At 70.5% G+C, this 15,874-nt stretch carries 15 protein-coding genes, 1 tRNA gene and 1 pseudogene; 6 read left to right on the forward strand and 11 right to left on the reverse strand.

Annotated elements, in window-relative coordinates; translation table 11 throughout:
* Nucleotides 1-18 precede the first annotated feature (18 nt).
* Nucleotides 19-1,332 (reverse strand): DUF445 domain-containing protein, encoded by a 1,314-nt coding sequence (locus tag ACZ4WQ_RS43440; protein ID WP_311727295.1) that lies wholly within the window; start codon nt 1,330-1,332, stop codon nt 19-21.
* Between the two features lie 376 nt (nt 1,333-1,708).
* Here ACZ4WQ_RS43440 and ACZ4WQ_RS43445 point away from each other — a divergent pair, with 376 nt between their 5' ends.
* The gene (locus ACZ4WQ_RS43445; RefSeq protein WP_468022852.1) at nt 1,709-3,016 is read left to right on the forward strand and encodes an SGNH/GDSL hydrolase family protein; all 1,308 of its coding nucleotides are present in this window, start codon (nt 1,709-1,711) and stop codon (nt 3,014-3,016) included.
* A gap of 24 nt (nt 3,017-3,040) precedes the next feature.
* On the opposite strand, the gene ACZ4WQ_RS43450 is transcribed toward ACZ4WQ_RS43445, so the two are convergent.
* The 4 genes from ACZ4WQ_RS43450 to ACZ4WQ_RS43465 all read right to left on the reverse strand — a co-directional run bounded on the left by ACZ4WQ_RS43450 (nt 3,041) and on the right by ACZ4WQ_RS43465 (nt 6,596).
* Nucleotides 3,041-3,706: a DUF1707 SHOCT-like domain-containing protein gene (locus ACZ4WQ_RS43450; RefSeq protein ID WP_358844599.1), complete on the reverse strand. Its 666-nt coding sequence runs from the start codon at nt 3,704-3,706 to the stop codon at nt 3,041-3,043.
* A gap of 81 nt (nt 3,707-3,787) precedes the next feature.
* Nucleotides 3,788-4,867: an ABC transporter ATP-binding protein gene (locus ACZ4WQ_RS43455; RefSeq protein WP_468022853.1), complete on the reverse strand. Its 1,080-nt coding sequence runs from the start codon at nt 4,865-4,867 to the stop codon at nt 3,788-3,790.
* A gap of 45 nt (nt 4,868-4,912) precedes the next feature.
* Nucleotides 4,913-5,677 (reverse strand): ABC transporter permease, encoded by a 765-nt coding sequence (locus ACZ4WQ_RS43460; protein ID WP_311727469.1) that lies wholly within the window; start codon nt 5,675-5,677, stop codon nt 4,913-4,915.
* Between the two features lie 118 nt (nt 5,678-5,795).
* Complete coding sequence (locus ACZ4WQ_RS43465) at nt 5,796-6,596, reverse strand: ABC transporter permease (RefSeq protein WP_311727300.1); 801 nt, start codon at nt 6,594-6,596, stop codon at nt 5,796-5,798.
* Nucleotides 6,597-6,895: 299 nt separating this feature from the next.
* Here ACZ4WQ_RS43465 and ACZ4WQ_RS43470 point away from each other — a divergent pair, with 299 nt between their 5' ends.
* Nucleotides 6,896-9,184 (forward strand): transglycosylase domain-containing protein, encoded by a 2,289-nt coding sequence (locus ACZ4WQ_RS43470; protein ID WP_468022854.1) that lies wholly within the window; start codon nt 6,896-6,898, stop codon nt 9,182-9,184.
* A 60-nt stretch (nt 9,185-9,244) separates the two neighbouring features.
* Here ACZ4WQ_RS43470 and ACZ4WQ_RS43475 read toward each other — a convergent pair whose 3' ends face one another.
* Complete coding sequence (locus ACZ4WQ_RS43475) at nt 9,245-9,547, reverse strand: GroES family chaperonin (RefSeq protein WP_048831771.1); 303 nt, start codon at nt 9,545-9,547, stop codon at nt 9,245-9,247.
* A gap of 135 nt (nt 9,548-9,682) precedes the next feature.
* Nucleotides 9,683-10,003 (reverse strand): DUF3618 domain-containing protein, encoded by a 321-nt coding sequence (locus ACZ4WQ_RS43480; RefSeq protein ID WP_311727302.1) that lies wholly within the window; start codon nt 10,001-10,003, stop codon nt 9,683-9,685.
* A gap of 152 nt (nt 10,004-10,155) precedes the next feature.
* Between ACZ4WQ_RS43480 and bcp the strand changes: the two genes are divergently transcribed.
* The 3 genes from bcp to ACZ4WQ_RS43495 all read left to right on the forward strand — a co-directional run bounded on the left by bcp (nt 10,156) and on the right by ACZ4WQ_RS43495 (nt 11,926).
* Entirely contained in the window at nt 10,156-10,623 is a 468-nt protein-coding gene (bcp, locus tag ACZ4WQ_RS43485; protein ID WP_311727303.1) for a thioredoxin-dependent thiol peroxidase, read from the forward strand.
* Nucleotides 10,624-10,774: 151 nt separating this feature from the next.
* Complete coding sequence (locus tag ACZ4WQ_RS43490; RefSeq protein ID WP_398368967.1) at nt 10,775-11,788, forward strand: HNH endonuclease signature motif containing protein; 1,014 nt, start codon at nt 10,775-10,777, stop codon at nt 11,786-11,788.
* Between the two features lie 53 nt (nt 11,789-11,841).
* Nucleotides 11,842-11,926: transfer RNA gene (locus ACZ4WQ_RS43495), tRNA-Leu, on the forward strand.
* A gap of 50 nt (nt 11,927-11,976) precedes the next feature.
* On the opposite strand, the gene rdgB is transcribed toward ACZ4WQ_RS43495, so the two are convergent.
* The 4 genes and pseudogenes from rdgB to ACZ4WQ_RS43515 all read right to left on the reverse strand — a co-directional run.
* Nucleotides 11,977-12,579, reverse strand: coding sequence for an RdgB/HAM1 family non-canonical purine NTP pyrophosphatase (rdgB, locus tag ACZ4WQ_RS43500; RefSeq protein ID WP_311727307.1), 603 nt, complete (start codon nt 12,577-12,579; stop codon nt 11,977-11,979).
* A 39-nt stretch (nt 12,580-12,618) separates the two neighbouring features.
* Nucleotides 12,619-13,089, reverse strand: coding sequence for a hypothetical protein (locus ACZ4WQ_RS43505; RefSeq protein ID WP_468022855.1), 471 nt, complete (start codon nt 13,087-13,089; stop codon nt 12,619-12,621).
* 90 nt (nt 13,090-13,179) lie between these two features.
* The gene (gene rph, locus ACZ4WQ_RS43510; RefSeq protein WP_311727308.1) at nt 13,180-13,911 is read right to left on the reverse strand and encodes a ribonuclease PH; all 732 of its coding nucleotides are present in this window, start codon (nt 13,909-13,911) and stop codon (nt 13,180-13,182) included.
* Between the two features lie 70 nt (nt 13,912-13,981).
* Nucleotides 13,982-14,239 (reverse strand): annotated as a pseudogene (locus ACZ4WQ_RS43515) (PTS sugar transporter subunit IIB); the annotation flags it as partial.
* A 314-nt stretch (nt 14,240-14,553) separates the two neighbouring features.
* On the opposite strand from ACZ4WQ_RS43515, the gene ACZ4WQ_RS43520 reads away from it, so the two are divergent.
* The gene (locus tag ACZ4WQ_RS43520; RefSeq protein WP_398368960.1) at nt 14,554-15,804 is read left to right on the forward strand and encodes a PTS transporter subunit EIIC; all 1,251 of its coding nucleotides are present in this window, start codon (nt 14,554-14,556) and stop codon (nt 15,802-15,804) included.
* Nucleotides 15,805-15,874 lie beyond the last annotated feature (70 nt).

Genomic DNA, 15,874 nt, shown 5'->3' on the forward strand with positions numbered 1-15,874 from the left:
AAGCCCGAATCCGCCCCCCTACCCCCCGACCAGCCGCGAGATCGTATAGATCGCCAGCCCGGCCAGCGCGCCGACGACCGTGCCGTTGATCCGGATGAACTGGAGGTCCCGCCCGATGTGCGCCTCGATCTTCCGGGAGGTGTGCTCCGCGTCCCACCCCGCCACCGTCTCGGTGATCAGCGAGGTGATCTCGTCGCGGTAGGTGGTGACCACGTACACCGCCGCGTCCTCCAGCCAGCCGTCGACCTTCGCCCGCAGCCGCTCCTCGGTGGCCAGCCGCGCGCCGAGCGAGAGGATCGCCGCCCGCGCCCGCAGCCGCAGCTCGCTGCGCTCGTCCTCCGCCGCCGCGACGATCATCGCCCGCACGGAGGCCCACGCCGAGGCGATCAGGTCCTGCACCTCGCCCCGCCCCAGCACCTCCGTCTTCAGCCGCTCCACCCGCGCCCGGGTGTCCGTGTCGGACTGGAGGTCGCCCGCGAAGTCGCTCAGGAAGCGGTCCAGCGCTCCGCGCGCCGGATGCGCCGGCATGTCGCGCATCTCGGTGACGAACCGGAGCAGCTCCTTGTAGACCCGCTCGCCGACCTTCCGGTCGACGAACCGCGGCGTCCAGCCCGGCGCGCCGCCCGCCACCGCCTCCATCACCGACTCGTTGTGCTCGACCAGCCAGTCGTGGGCGCGCACACACACCAGGTCCACGGCACGGTGGTGCCCGCCGTCCGCGACGATCCGCTCCAGCATCTTGCCGAGGCCCGGCGCGATCTCCTGCGCGTCGGCGCGCCGGGTGATCGCCTCGCCCACCACGGCCTGGACGTCGGAGTCGCGCAGCACGGTGAGCGCGCCGCGCAGGGCCGTCGCCAGTTCGGCCGTCACCCGGTCGGCGTGGGCGGGCTCGGCCAGCCAGGTGCCCAGCCGGCTGCTGATGCCGACGGACCGCAGCCGCATCCGCACCACGTCCCCGGACAGGAAGTTCTCGCCGACGAACTCGCCGAGGCTCACCCCCAGCTGGTCCTTCTTGGTGGGGATGATCGCGGTGTGCGGGATGGGCAGCCCCATGGGCCGCCGGAACAGGGCGGTCACCGCGAACCAGTCGGCCAGGGCGCCGACCATCCCGGCCTCGGCGGCCGCCGCCACATACCCGGCCCAGCCGCCCGCCCCCGCCGCCCGCGCCCAGGTGGCCAGCGCGTACACGACGGCGACGGCCAGCAGCAGCGCCGTGGCGATCGTCTTCATGCGGCGCACGCCACGGCGCTTCTCCAGGTCCAGGGGGCTGTCCGAGGAGAAGGCGGCCCTCGCGGCCGCGGGCGGCGGCTGGCCCGCCTCACCCGTCGTCATCCGGTCCATTCGCTCCACCCGGTCGAGCCGTCCCCTCGGTCATTGTCTCTTTCTGCCCCGATCCCGATCACAGTCGCCCGATCGCAGCCGCCCGATCACGGTCGCCCGATTTCAGCCGCCCGATTTCAGCCGCCTGATTTCAGCCGCCTGATTTCAGTCGCCTATGAGTGGAACGTACGGGGGGTTCCCATCGTCTGAGTGGGCGAGCGACCCCGTACGCCAGGGGCAGGCCGACGGGCGAACGCGTCCCGCGCCATGGGATCATGGTGGACCGACCGGACCGCGTCGGCGTCGCTGTTCTCTCGCAGTTCCCGTCCACTTTCGGAGCCCAAGCTCCGTCTGCCCGAGGAGACACCCGTCCATGAGTGCGCCCCCCATGCCCAGACACACGGCCTACGCCGTGCTCGCTGGGCTGGCGGCTGTGGTGGTCCTCGTCTCGACCGCGATATTCGTCGGGGTCGGCAACAGCGACGGAAACATCGACGCCGCCACCCGCAACCCCCGCAGCTCCGCCGCCCCGGCCTCGGCCGGCTCCTGGGTGGGCACCTGGTCCACGTCCCCCGCGGCGGCCGAGCCGAACACGCTGCGGGGCTACGCCGGCATGTCGATACGGAACGTCGTCCACACCAGTGTCGGCGGCAGCCAGGCGCGCATCCAGCTGTCCAACCTCTACAGCGCCCGCCCGCTGACGATCACGCACGCCTCGCTGGCCCTGGCGGCCGCCCCCAGCAACCCCACCGCCACCGCGGGCACCATGCGCCGCCTCACCTTCGGCGAGCAGTCCTGGGTGACCATCCCGGCCGGCCAGGCCGTCACCAGCGACCCGGTGCGGCTGGACATCCCGGCCGACGCCGACCTGCTGGTGACCACCTACGCCCCGCGCGCGTCCGGCTCGGTGACCTACCACCCGCACGCCCGCCAGACCTCCTACCTGGCCCGCGGCGACCGTACGGAGGACACCGTCGGCGTGGCCTACACCGAGCAGAGCCCCTACTGGCGCTATCTGACGGCCGTGGACGTGTGGAGCACGGAGGCGCAGGGCGCCGTCGCCGTCCTCGGCGACTCCATCACCGACGGCATCACCTCCACCGCCGGCGCCAACCACCGCTGGACCGACTTCCTCGCCGAGCGGCTGCGCACCGAGTCCGGGGCGCCCCGCTACAGCGTGCTCAACTCGGGGATCAGCGGCAACCGCGTGCTGACCGACGGCACGCAGGTCCCGCCGAACAACCCCAGCGGCCTGTCCCGCTTCCGGCGCGACGTGCTCTCCCGTACGGGCGTCAGGGCCGTCGTGATCGAGCTGGGCGTCAACGACGTACTGCGCACCCCGCACGAGACGGACCCGGACGCGATCGTCGCCGGGCTGCGGCGGCTGACCGAGCAGGCGCACGCCCGCGGGCTGCGCGTCATCGGCGCCACCCTCGCGCCCTTCTACGGCCATCGCGGCTACACCCCGCAGCTGGACGCCGTGCGCCAGCAGGTCAACGCGCAGATCCGGTCCGGCCGGGTCTTCGACGACGTGGTCGACTTCGACAAGGCGCTGCGCGACCCGATCTTCCCGCTGCGGCTGCGCCCGTCGTACGACTCGGGCGACCACCTCCACCCCAGCGACGACGGCTACCGGGCGATGGCGCGGGCGCTGGACCCGCAGGACCTGAAGGGCGGCGTGGCGGCCGCCCTCTAGACCGTGTCGGTCATGCCCCGCCGCTCAGTCCTCGCCGCCCTCGAGCCGGAGCCGCTTGCGCTCCTCCTTGAGGCGCTTGCGCTCCTCCTTGCGCAGCTTGCGCTCGACGGCCACGCCCCCGAACAGCGCGAGTCCGGTGACGGTCACACGCGGCGAGTCCGGTGCGCCGTCACCGGCCCCGCTGTGGTCGAAGGCGCCCATGATGCCGACGCCGCTGACATGCACATCCAGGTCCGGCGGGGCCGTGACCTGGAGCCCGCCCATGATCGCGAAGCAGCGGATCACCGTGTCGCGATCCTCGAAGCGGGCCTCGCGCAGATCGATCTCCCCGCCGCCCCAGAAGACGAAGGAAGTGAAGCGGCGTGCCACGGTCCAGGCGCCCTTGCGCTGGAAGCCGCTCATGATGGCGATCCCGGTCCGGGAGGTCGGCGGCGAGCCGATCCGCTCCGCCCAGCCGCCTTCGGCCGCGGGCGCGAGATCGGCGGCAGGGCGGCCGGGCACCGGGAGGTCCCGTACGAGCGGTTCGAGCTCCCCGTGGGTCCGGGCCCGGTACGCCGCGTCCAGCCGCTCGTCGAACTCCTCCATGGTGAGGCGTCCTTCGGCGACGGCTTCCCGGAGCACGTCGGCGATCCGCTCGCGCTCGGCGTCCGAGGCCCGCATCTCCAGCCCGGCCTGAGGTTGGGGTGTCATGTCCCCCGAGGATGCACCGCTCGTCATACCGACAGACTAACGGCGCGGGGCCAACAGGCCACGTCCAACGGACCGGGTCCTTCAGACCGGGTCGGCCGTCCGCCGCGCCGACTCCCCCTCCGTATCGCCCGCCGATTCGCCCGCCGTCCCGCCCTCCCCCACCCCCGGCCCGCGCCCCGCCGGATACAGCATCTTGGCGATCACGTCCTCGATGTCCGGCTCCCGCACCGACAGGTCGACCAGCGGATATCCCTCCGCCACCGCCGCCACGATCGGCGCCGCGCTGCTCCCGGCCGGGAACGCCAGCCACTGCCGGGGCCCCTCCACCTTCACCGTCCGCGAACCGGGCACCTCGATCGGCGGCAGCTCCCGCTCCAGGTCGACCACCAGCGTCCGCTCGCTCTCGCCCACCGCGTGCAGCCCGTCGAGCCCGCCGTCGTACACCAGCCGCCCGTGGTCGATGACCATCACCCGCCGGCACAACTGCTCGATATCGGTGAGGTCATGGGTGGTCAGCAGCACGGTGGTGCCCTGCTCCGCGTTCACCTCGCGCAGAAACTCCCGCACCTTCGCCTTGCTGACCACATCCAGCCCGATCGTCGGCTCGTCGAGGTAGAGCACCTCGGGGTCGTGCAGCAGGGCGGCCGCGATGTCGCCGCGCATCCGCTGGCCGAGGGAGAGCTGACGGACCGGCACGTCCAGGAGCTCGCCGAGTTCGAGGAGTTCGACGCACCGGTCGAGGTTCTCGCGGTACCGGGCGTCCGGGATCCGGTACATCCGCCGCACCAGCGCGTACGAGTCGCGCAGCGGCAGGTCCCACCACAGCGTCGTACGCTGCCCGAAGACCACCCCGATACGGCGCGCCAGCCGGGTCCGCTCGCGCGAGGGGTCGATCCCGGCCACCCGCAGCCGGCCGCCGCTGGGCACCAGGATCCCGGTGAGCATCTTGATCGTGGTGGACTTCCCGGCGCCGTTGGGCCCGATGTAGCCGACCATCTCCCCGCGCGCCACCCGGAAGCTGAGGCCGTCGACGGCGCGGACCTCGCGCCGCTCGCGGCGCAGCAGCCCGGCCCGGCGCCGCACCTGGAAGACCTTCTCGACCCCGTCGAGCTCGATGAAGTCGTCGGTGAAATCGTCGGTGGAATCGTTCGTCCCGGCCATCCCGGCTCCTCTCACTCTCCTCTCCCTCTTCTCATCCCTCACCCGTCAGCTGCCCGTGCTCCGATACGACCGCAGCCCCGCCCTCCAGGCCAGCCCGGCCAGCGCGCAGCAGCCCAGCGCGACCAGCGGGGCGCCGAAGCCGATCCAGCCGGGCAGGCCCAGCGGGTTCTCCCGGCGCAGGATGTGGAGCGCGGGCAGCCAGTTGACGAAGGCCAGCGGGATGACGAAGGTGACGCCGCGCAGCAGGTCCTTCGCGAACACCGTCGGCGGGTACTGGAGCAGCGTGTTGCCGCCGTAGGTGAAGGAGTTCTGCACCTCGGAGGCGTCGTTGGCCCAGAACTGGAAGGCCCCGCCGGCCACGAACACCGCCCCGAAGATCGCACCCCCGCTCAGCAGCATCACCGGCACCAGCAGCACCCGGTCGGCCGTCCAGTCGATGTCCAGCCGGACCAGCGACCAGATGAGCAGCAGCAGCCCCTGGGTGATCCGGCCCAGCCTGCGCAGCGCGAAACGGTCGGCGGCGGCCTGCGCGAGGATCGGCACCGGCCGCACCAGCAGGGTGTCCATCGTCCCGTCGCGGACCCGGCGGCCGATCCGGTCCATGCTGCCCAGGGTCAGATCCGTGAGGCCGAAGGCGGTGCTGGTGGTGCCGTAGAGGAAGGCCACCTCGGGCAGGGTGAAGCCGCCCAGCGTGCCGACGTGCGAGAACATCAGCACGATGACGACGAAGTCGAGCCCGGTCGCCAGGAAGTTCCCGAGCGTCATGATCAGGAACGAGGTGCGGTACGCCATCGTGGAGCGCACCCACATCCCGATGATCAGCAGGTAGGCGCGCAGCCCGTAGTAAGCGCGGGAACGAAGGGTCTCGCGGGACTCGCGGGAACGAAGGGTCTCCGGGGAGCGAAGGGGCTCCGGGGAACCAAGCGACTCAGCCACCCTGGACCACCACCTTCCGGGTGGCGACCGACTGAAGCGCCCGCCCCGCCGCGAACAGCACCACCGCCCACCCCGCCTGGAAGGCGAACGCCCGCACGAGCCCGGCCCCGCGGTGCTCCTCCAGAAAGACATCCGCGGGCACCTGGAGCATCGCCGCCCACGGCAGCGCCCGGGCCGCCTCGCCCAGCTGCCCGGGGAAGACGTTCAGCGGAAGGATCATCCCGGAGAAGAACAGACACAGCAGTCCGCTCATCATCGAGATCCCCGTGCTGTCGAGCAGCCAGAAGGCGGTGAGCGCGACCAGATAGTGCATCGCGAAGCCGACGCAGACCGCGAGGGCGACCGACAGCAGGAACCAGACCCAGGTCAGCGCCGAGCCGGGCAGGGTCAGCTCGAAGAACAGCGAGCCGAACACCATGGGCAGAATCCCGCGCCCCAGCAGCTGGAACGCGGCCCGGCCGAGATCCCCCGCCAGCCACCACAGCTGGAGATCCACCGGCCGGTAGAGATCGACGGCGATGTCGCCGGAGCGGATCCGCTCCTGGAGCTCGTCCTGGAAGCCCCCGCCCATCAGCGCCACGGTCGCCAGCAGCGCCTGGCCCAGCCAGACGAACGTCAGCGCCTGGGAGAGGTCATAGCCGCCCAGGTGCGGCCGCTGGTCCCACAGGGCCGTATAGGTGTAGGCGACGATGAAACCGAAGACCGTATTGGTGAAAACCCCGGCCGCGGTGGCGACCCGATAGGTCGCATAGCGCCGGAAGCCGGTCACCGCGACGGCCGCGTACAGCCGCATAGGGCCGCTCTCCCCTTCCCGCCCATTCCCGCTTGACACCAAAGCTCAGGAGCCTAGCCGCGCGGCCGGGGAGAGAGCCAGGCATTATTCACCCGGTCGGAGCACGGAACACCACCCGGATGGCGGGCGCAACATCATCCATTCCGCCGGTCACAGAGCCGTCACAGGTGTTAGCCACGGCCCCGGTCCGGAACGGATGATGCGACAGTGTTTTACGGGGCGTACCAGGCCAATCGCCCGACCGTGCACGATTCCGCCGCGGCGCAACCCTCGACGGCGGCCGAGGAGTCTCAAAGGACATGAGCGACGAGCCCCAACTGATCGACGGCGGCATGGGCGGCCCGGACGTCACCAGCCCCCATGGCGTGGGCGACCCCAGGTCCGCGCGGACCAAGGGCAGAAAGGGCCGTCCCAAGCGCACCGGCTGGCGCCGGGCGCTCCCCACCTGGCGGATGGTGGTCAGCGGCCTCCTGGTGATCGTGTTCCTCGTCGCGGGCGGGCTCGTCACCGGCTATCTGCTCGTCGACATCCCCGCGGCCAAGGACATCGCCATCGCCCAGAGCAATGTCTTCCTCTACTCCGACGGCACCCCGCTCGCCCGCGAGGGCAAGATCAACCGGGAGAACGTACCGCTCAGCCAGGTGCCCAAGGCCACCCAGCACGCGGTGCTCGCCGCCGAGGACCGGGACTTCTACGCCGAGTCGGCGATCAACCCCGAGGCGATGCTCCGGGCCGCCTGGAACACCGCCACCGGCAAGGGCAAGCAGTCCGGCTCCACCATCACCCAGCAGTACGTGAAGAACTACTACCTGGACCAGGAGCAGACCGTCTCCCGCAAGGTGAAGGAGTTCTTCATCTCGATCAAGCTGGACCGGGAGGTGAGCAAGGACGACATCCTCGAGGGCTATCTCAACACCAGCTACTTCGGGCGCAACGCCTACGGCATCCAGGCCGCCGCCCAGGCCTACTACGGCAAGGACGCCAAGGACCTGGACCTCGGCCAGGGCGCGTACCTCGCGACCCTGCTCAACGCCCCCAACGCCTACGACGTGGTCACCCACCCGCAGAACAAGGACCGGGCGCTGGCCCGCTGGAACTACGTCCTGGACGGCATGGTCAAGAAGGACTGGCTGACCAAGGCCGCCCGCGACAGGATGACCTTCCCGGCCCCCGGCAAGGTCACCGCCCAGTCGGGCATGTCGGGGCAGCGCGGATATCTGGTCGAGGCCGTCGAGGCCTACCTCACCGAGAACGGCGTCATCGACGAGCAGACCCTGGCCCGCGGCGGCTACCGGATCACCACCACCATCGACCGGAAGAAGCAGAACGCGTTCGTCAAGGCGGCGCGCGAGAAGCTGATGAGCAAGCTCGGCGACTCCCGGAAGGTCGACTCGTACGTCCGCGCGGGCGGCGCCTCGATCGCCCCGAAGACCGGCCAGGTGGTCGCCCTCTACGGCGGCATCGACTACACCAAGCAGTTCGTCAACAACGCGACGCGCACCGACTACCAGGTCGGATCCACGTTCAAGCCGCTCGTGCTCGCCTCCGCGCTCCAGAACGGCTCCACCACGCAGGCCGGGGAGCAGATCACCCCCTACACGATCTACGACGGCACCAACAAGCGCGAGGTCGTCGGGCCCGACGGGCCCACCGGCTACAGCCCGGCCAACGAGGACGACGTCGACTACGGCGACATCGACGTCACCACGGCCACCGACAACTCGGTGAACTCCGTCTACGCCCAGATGGCGCAGGACGTCGGCCCGGCCAAGGTCAAGCAGACCGCCATCGCCCTCGGCGTCCCCAAGGACACCCCCGATCTGACCGCCTCCCCCTCCATCGCGCTCGGCCCGGCCACGGCCAGCGTGCTGGACATGACCGAGGCGTACGCGACCCTCGCCAACCACGGCGTCCACACCCCGTACAGCCTGGTCTCGAAGATCACCAAGGATGGCCAGCAGCTCGAACTCCCGTCGCACAAGACCGACAAGGCCATCACGCGCGCCGCCGCCGACTCCACCACCACGGTCCTCCAGAGCGTGGTGGACGGCGGCACCGCCACCGCGGCCCAGGCCGCCGGGCACCCCGCCGCGGGCAAGACCGGCACCGCGGAGGACGACAAGGCGGCCTGGTTCGCGGGATACACCCCGGACCTGGCGACGGTCGTGGCCGTGATGGGCCAGGACTCCGCCACCGGCACACAGAAGTCGCTGTACGGGGCGACCGGCCTGGCCCGCATCAACGGCGGCGGCTACCCCACGGAGATCTGGGCCGCGTACACCGCCGCCGCGCTCCAGGGGCGCACCCCGGCCGAGTTCGACCTGCGCCCCGAGGGCGGCACCGACGCCGACACCCTGCCGCTCCCCCCGGCCACCACCGATCCGGCCGTCACCACCCCGCCGGTCACCAGCGCCCCGCCGTCCACACTCCCGGCCGACCCGACCGCGGACCCGTCCCTGCCGACCCTCACCCCGCCGGCGAACCCGACCACCCAGCCGACGTACACCCCGCCGACGGGCCTCCCGGGGACGGCGGACCCGCCGACGACCGATCCGGTCGACCCCGGGCTCCCGGAGGCGGGCGGCTGAGGCGGAAACACGGAGGGTGGTGACCGAGGTCACCACCCTCCGCGCATGTCTCGCAGCTTTTCAGAGATACAGCCCCGTGGAGTCCTCGGACCCCTCCAGCCGCTCGGCCGCGACCGCGTGCAGATCGCGCTCCCGCATCAGGACGTACGCGACGCCGCGGACCTCGACCTCGGCCCGGTCCTCCGGGTCGTAGAGCACCCGGTCGCCCGGCTCCACGGTCCGTACGCTCTGCCCGACCGCGACCACCTCGGCCCAGGCCAGCCGCCTGCCGACCGCCGCGGTCGCCGGAATGACGATGCCGCCGGTCGAGCGCCGCTCGCCCTCCGGGATGTCGGTTCGGACCAGCACCCGGTCGTGCAGCATCCGGATGGGCAGCTTGTCATGGGACGTGTTCGTACTCACGCCCCTGACCGTACCTGGCCCGGCGGCACACCGGAGGCACAGGACGGGCAAAGCCTCGCCGACCGCCCCCGGGCCGCCCCTCGGCCGCCCGCTGCGCTACGAACGGCGACGTCGCGATGACATCGCGTACAGCCCGGCGAGCCCCACCACCACGAGCGCCACCGGAATGATCCGCTCCAGCCGCGGCGCCCCCTCCTCGGAGACGAACTGCGCGCGCACGCCGCTGACCGCGCGGTTCACGGAGACATACGCCCGCCCCGCCGTCCGGTCCACGGCCGACATCGCCTTCGCCTTCGCGTCCCCGACGATGGTCTTGGGGTGCACCCGCTCCCCGATCTCGTCGAGCGTCGCGGCGAGCTGCTGCCGCCTGTGGGCGATGTCCGCCTCGATCTGCGCAGGGGTCCTGGCCTCCGACACCGCGCTGCCTCCGTCAATCTCGATGATCCGGTGATGGACAGTCTGTCAGCTCTCCCTGGCCCGCGCCCCACAGCACCCCCGATCGGCGAGCTGGCTAATGTCGGGTGGGTACACACCCGCGCCCCGCGCACGTGCCACGAGGAGACCCCACCATGAGCGAGCGCCTTCAGCCCGGCGACACCGCCCCCGCCTTCACCCTGCCCGACGCGGACGGCAACCCTGTCTCGCTCGCCGACTACGCCGGCCGCAAGGTCATCGTCTACTTCTACCCGGCCGCCCTCACCCCCGGCTGCACCAAGCAGGCCTGCGACTTCACCGACAACCTCGACCTCCTCGCCCAGCACGGCTACGACGTCGTCGGCGTCTCCCCGGACAAGCCCGAGAAGCTGGCGAAGTTCCGCGACAAGGAGAACCTCAAGGTCACCCTCGTCGGCGACCCCGACAAGGAGATCCTCCAGGCGTACGGCGCCTTCGGCGAGAAGAAGATGTACGGCAAGACCGTCACCGGCGTGATCCGCTCCACGGTCGTCGTCGACGAGCAGGGCAAGGTCGAGCGGGCCCTGTACAACGTCCGCGCCACGGGCCACGTCGCCAAGATCATCAAGGACCTGGGCCTCTGACCCGCCCCCGTCCCGGCGCCGCGGGGTCACCACCCCGTGGCGCCGTCGATCCGCTCCATCTCGTAGCCCCACGCGGCGCGGGTAACTCCTGGGCGGCCCATTCGTTACTCAGTGCGATGGCACTACGTATGGCCGTACAGGGAGGGTAGCCATGCGGATCGAACAGGCGATGCCTGACCCCTACGAACGGGAGCGGTTAACGGCCGCGGTCGCCGAGTCCAGGGGGTGGGCGGAGCTGATGCGCCGCCTCGGCGTCAAGGTGAGCGGCGGCCGACGACGTGCCCTTCAGCGCAGGGCGGCCGAGTACGGGCTCGATACCAGTCATTTCCAACAACAGAGCCCACGACGCAAGTTCCCCGACGAGGTAATAGCCGACGCGGTCGCGTCGTCGACCACCCTTCGCGAGGTCGCGGTCAAGCTCGGCGCTCCTCCAGCGACTGGCACGCTGTCGCACATCAGGCGCCGTATCGCGGCTGCGGGAATCGACATCGCCCACTTCCCTGGCCTTAACCGCCGACAGGCGGATTTGCCGTTCACCGCCGAAGAGCTTGGCACGGTCGCCTCGTCGGCCCGGAGCATCCGCGGTGTGGCCCGCGCACTCGGCGTACCGGACGACGGCCGATCACGGGCGGCGTTGGGGCGCATGCTCAAGGAGTCAGGCATCGACACGAGCCACTTCCGTAACTCGCGCCTCGCGATCCCGGAAGAGTCCCTTCGGGAGGCAGTTCTCAGGGCGAGAAGTTTCGCCGAGGTGATGCGGCTGCTCGGGCTTCCTGCGGACTACACAAATCACCGACGGGTGCGGCAGCAAGCAGTTCAATTAGGGCTCGACACTTCCCACTTCACGCGGAGGACCTGGAGCACAGTCCCGGCCGGAAAGCCGAAATCCGTAGCCGATGACGTGCTACGGCTGTTCCCGGAAGGGACGCCGCGCATGAACCGCCGCCGTCTGCATCAGGCACTCCAAGAGGTCGGCGTACCGTACTCCTGCATGTCCTGCGGCAACACCGGCGAGTGGCTGGGCAGGCCGATGACTCTGCAGATCGACCACGTCAACGGCGACTGGCTCGACAATCGGGCGGAGAATTTGCGCTACCTCTGCCCAAACTGCCATGCCCTTACCGACACCTGGTGTCGGCGTGGGAAGAAGAGCACCACCACCTAGCGCTCACCCCGATACCGTCACAGTCACCAGGCCGGTAGCATGGTCTGCGACTGGCGGCCGTGGCGTAATCAGGCAGCCGCGCGGCGCTTAGGCCGCCGTGGGAGAAATCCCGTGTGGGTTCGAGTCCCACCGGCCGCACCGCCGAAGGGGTGGCTCGCTGAACCGGCGAGCCACCCCTTCGACGTCGCTCACCCCATCAGATCCCGCACCAGCGGCGCGAGCGCCCGGAACGCCTTGCCCCGGTGGCTGATCGCGTTCTTCTCCTCGGGGGTCAGCTCGGCGCAGGTGCGGGTTTCGCCGTCGGGCTGGAGGATCGGGTCGTAGCCGAAGCCTCCGCCGCCGGTGGGTTCGCGGCGGAGGGTGCCGGGGAGGCGGCCGGTGACGACGCGTTCGGTGCCGTCGGGGAGGGCGAGGGCGGCGGCGCATTCGAAGTGGGCGGCGCGGTGTTCGTCGGGGACGTCGCCGAGCTGGGCGAGCAGCAGGTCGAGGTTGGCCCGGTCGTCGCCGTGGCGGCCCGACCAGCGGGCCGAGAAGATGCCGGGGGCGCCGCCGAGGACGTCCACGCACAGCCCGGAGTCGTCGGCGACGGCGGGGTGGCCGGTGGCCCGGGCCAGGGCGTGGGCCTTGAGGAGGGCGTTCTCGGCGAAGGTCACCCCCGTCTCCTTGACGTCGGGGACCTCCGGATAGGCGTCGGCGCCCACGAGTTCGACGTCGAGTCCGGCGTCGTCCAGGATGGCGCGCAGCTCGATGATCTTGTATGTGTTGCGGGTGGCGAGGATCAGGCGCTTCATGGCTGTCGATTATCGACGCTGTCGCGGCTGACGGTCTCGTCAGGGGGTACAGACCTTGGTCAGCTCGTCGGCCGCGTCCTTGACGGGGCTGAGGTCGGGGTCCTCGCCCTTGTCGATGGCGGTCTGGACGTTGTCCACGGCCTTCTGGAGGTGGTCGACGGCCTTGCCGACATCCGCGTCGCCGGTCTTGTCCTTGGCGTCGTCGATGTCCTTCTTGAGGGCGTCGAGGACGTTGTCGGCGTTCTGCGGGTCGGTCACCGCGTCCTGGAGGTTGTCCACGCCGGTCGTTATGTCGACGGCGAGCTGCGCGCAGTCGATGGCCCTGTCGACCGCGCTGCACCCGACGGTGATCGGCACGGCGAGGGCGACGGCGGCGAGAGCGGTGAACGCGGTCGTACGGCGGTAACGGCGGTAGCGGTCGAAGCGGCCGAGGTGGTGGTGGCGCGGCGTCATGGACGGGTCCCCTCCCCTGGTGGCGGTGCGGGCGCACGCCGTCGCGTACGCCCGCATCCGCGTATTCGAGTATCCGTACCTGACTACACGCCACCGGCCGTCAGCAGGTTGCTTTTTGATGTTCTGCCGGCACCGGAATGGCGGGATTCACAGCTCGCCGGCGAGCGCCGCGCGCTGGATCCCGGCCAGTTCGCCGCAGCCCGCGACGGCCAGGTCCAGCAGCGCGTTCAGCTCCTCGCGCGCGAAGGGCTCGCCCTCGGCGGTGCCCTGGACCTCGACGAAGCGCCCGTCGCCCGTGCAGACGACGTTCATGTCGGTCTCGGCGCGCACGTCCTCCTCGTAGCACAGGTCGAGCAGCGGGATGGCGCCGACGATGCCGACGCTGACGGCCGAAACGGTGCCGGTCAGCGGCTGGCGGCCGGCCTTGATGAGCTTCTTGCCCTGGCCCCAGGCGATGGCGTCGGCGAGGGCCACATACGCGCCGGTGATGGCCGCGGTGCGGGTGCCGCCGTCGGCCTGGAGCACATCGCAGTCCAGGACGACGGTGTTCTCGCCGAGGGCCTTGAAGTCGATGACGGCGCGCAGCGAGCGGCCGATGAGGCGGGAGATCTCGTGCGTACGGCCGCCGATCTTGCCGCGGACGGACTCGCGGTCGCCGCGGGTGTTGGTGGCGCGCGGCAGCATGGCGTACTCGGCGGTGACCCAGCCCTCGCCGCCGCCCTTGCGCCAGCGCGGCACGCCCTCGGTGAAGCTGGCCGTGCACAGCACGCGGGTGCCGCCGAAGGAGACGAGGACGGAGCCCTCGGCGTGCTTGCTCCATCCGCGCTCGATGGTCACCGGGCGGAGCTGGTCGGGCGTGCGGCCGTCGATACGAGACATGGGGCGAGCCTATCGGCAACGCCGGGGGCGGTTCGGCTCGGTTCTGCCGGGTTCAGGCCGATCGAGCCACTCACATGAGGTCTTCGATGTCGGCGGCGACGGGGTCCGCGTCGGTGCCGATGACGACCTGGATGGCGGTGCCCATCTTCACCACGCCGTGCGCGCCCGCGGCCTTGAGCAGGGCTTCGTCGACGAGGTCGGCGTCCTTGACCTCGGTGCGGAGGCGGGTGATGCAGCCCTCGACCTCGATGATGTTGTCGATACCGCCGAGCCCGGCGACGATCTTCTCAGCCTTGCTGGCCATGTCCACTCCTGTTGTCTCGGCTTGATCTTGGCTTGTCTCGGCCCTGGGGCGATACCGACGAGCGGGTTGTCATACGTTAACCATGTTTAGTCCCGGTTCGCTCGGCCATGTCCGGTAAAGCACCCCGAGACGGCGCAGTGGTCTACACCATTATCGCGATCACTTCCGGCCTCACCACCTCACCCTCCAGTGGTTCAGACCACACCGGAACGATAGATTCCGTTATCCCGCCCTTACGTGCTAGAACAGGTCTACACCACTGTGGTGTAGACCATATGCGGGCCGTTCGGGGAGACCTCCCAGCGGTAGCTGGGGCCCGCCTCACCAGGAGGAATCCGATGAGTTCGGCCACCGCTACGGCCGCGCCCGCGAAAAAGCGGGGCGCCGGTCTGTTCCAGGGACTTCAGAAGGTCGGCCGCAGCCTCCAGCTGCCCATCGCGGTCCTGCCCGCCGCCGGCATCATGGTGCGGCTCGGCCAGCCCGATGTCTTCGGCGCCGACGGCCTCGGCTGGAACAAGGTCGCCGCCGTGTTCAACAACGCGGGCGGCGCGCTCACCGGCGCCCTGCCGCTGCTGTTCTGCGTGGGCGTGGCCATCGGGTTCGCCAGGAAGTCGGACGGCTCCACCGCGCTGGCCGCCGTGGTCGGCTTCCTGGTCTACAGCAAGGTCCTGGAGGCGTTCCCGGTCGCCGACGCGGTCATCCAGAAGGGCCAGGACATCCCGGCCAAGTTCAACGACCCCGGCGTGCTCGGCGGCATCGTGATGGGGCTGCTGACCGCGGTGCTGTGGCAGCGCTTCCACCGCACCCGGCTGGTGGACTGGCTCGGCTTCTTCAACGGCCGCCGCCTGGTGCCGATCATCATGGCTTTCGTGGGGATCGCGGTGGGGGTCTTCTTCGGCCTGGTCTGGGAGCCGATCGGCGAGGGCATCGGCAACTTCGGCGAGTGGATGACGGGCCTGGGGTCCGCGGGCTCGGCGCTGTTCGGCGCGGTCAACCGCGCGCTGATCCCCATCGGCATGCACCAGTTCGTGAACACCGTGGCCTGGTTCCAGCTCGGCGACTTCACCAACGCGGCCGGCCAGGTCGTGCACGGCGACTACAACCGCTTCCTGGCGGGCGACCCGACCGCCGGAATGTTCATGTCCGGCTTCTTCCCGATCATGATGTTCGGTCTGCCGGCCGCCGCCCTGGCCATGGCCCACACCGCGCGCCCCGAGCGCCGCAAGGCCGTGCTGGGCATGATGGTCTCGCTGGCGCTGACCTCGTTCGTCACCGGGGTGACCGAGCCGATCGAGTTCTCGTTCATGTTCATCGCGCCGTTGCTGTACGTGATCCACGCGCTGCTGACCGCCGCGTCCATGGCGATCACCTGGGCCCTGGGCGTGCACGCGGGCTTCAACTTCTCCGCGGGCTTCATCGACTACGCGCTCAACTGGACCCAGGCCACCAAGCCATGGCTGATCATCCCGATCGGGCTGGCCTTCGCGGCGGTCTACTACGTGATCTTCCGCTTCGCGATCGTCAAGTTCGACCTCCCCACCCCGGGCCGGGAGCCCGAGGAGGAGGTCGAGGACCTCACCAAGGCGTAGCCCGCGCCCCGTACGTGGCCGAGGCCCCCGGAACCGACCGCGGTTCCGGGGGCCTCATGCGCGTACGGGG

The sequence above is a fragment of the Streptomyces sp. NPDC028305 genome, assembly GCF_055569495.1.

Excerpts from the sequence above, each read along its gene's own strand:
- ACZ4WQ_RS43445 (WP_468022852.1), top strand. The coding sequence starts at position 1,709 with ATGCCCAGACACACGGCCTACGCCGTGCTCGCTGGGCTGGCGGCTGTG.
- ACZ4WQ_RS43520 (WP_398368960.1), top strand. The coding sequence starts at position 14,554 with ATGAGTTCGGCCACCGCTACGGCCGCGCCCGCGAAAAAGCGGGGCGCC.
- ACZ4WQ_RS43450 (WP_358844599.1), bottom strand. The coding sequence starts at position 3,706 with ATGACACCCCAACCTCAGGCCGGGCTGGAGATGCGGGCCTCGGACGCC.
- ACZ4WQ_RS43440 (WP_311727295.1), bottom strand. The coding sequence starts at position 1,332 with ATGACGACGGGTGAGGCGGGCCAGCCGCCGCCCGCGGCCGCGAGGGCC.
- ACZ4WQ_RS43465 (WP_311727300.1), bottom strand. The coding sequence starts at position 6,596 with ATGCGGCTGTACGCGGCCGTCGCGGTGACCGGCTTCCGGCGCTATGCG.
- bcp (WP_311727303.1), top strand. The coding sequence starts at position 10,156 with ATGAGCGAGCGCCTTCAGCCCGGCGACACCGCCCCCGCCTTCACCCTG.
- ACZ4WQ_RS43460 (WP_311727469.1), bottom strand. The coding sequence starts at position 5,677 with ATGTGGGTGCGCTCCACGATGGCGTACCGCACCTCGTTCCTGATCATG.
- ACZ4WQ_RS43455 (WP_468022853.1), bottom strand. The coding sequence starts at position 4,867 with ATGGCCGGGACGAACGATTCCACCGACGATTTCACCGACGACTTCATC.
- ACZ4WQ_RS43490 (WP_398368967.1), top strand. The coding sequence starts at position 10,775 with ATGCGGATCGAACAGGCGATGCCTGACCCCTACGAACGGGAGCGGTTA.
- rdgB (WP_311727307.1), bottom strand. The coding sequence starts at position 12,579 with ATGAAGCGCCTGATCCTCGCCACCCGCAACACATACAAGATCATCGAG.
- ACZ4WQ_RS43475 (WP_048831771.1), bottom strand. The coding sequence starts at position 9,547 with ATGCTGCACGACCGGGTGCTGGTCCGAACCGACATCCCGGAGGGCGAG.
- ACZ4WQ_RS43470 (WP_468022854.1), top strand. The coding sequence starts at position 6,896 with ATGAGCGACGAGCCCCAACTGATCGACGGCGGCATGGGCGGCCCGGAC.
- ACZ4WQ_RS43505 (WP_468022855.1), bottom strand. The coding sequence starts at position 13,089 with ATGCGGGCGTACGCGACGGCGTGCGCCCGCACCGCCACCAGGGGAGGG.
- rph (WP_311727308.1), bottom strand. The coding sequence starts at position 13,911 with ATGTCTCGTATCGACGGCCGCACGCCCGACCAGCTCCGCCCGGTGACC.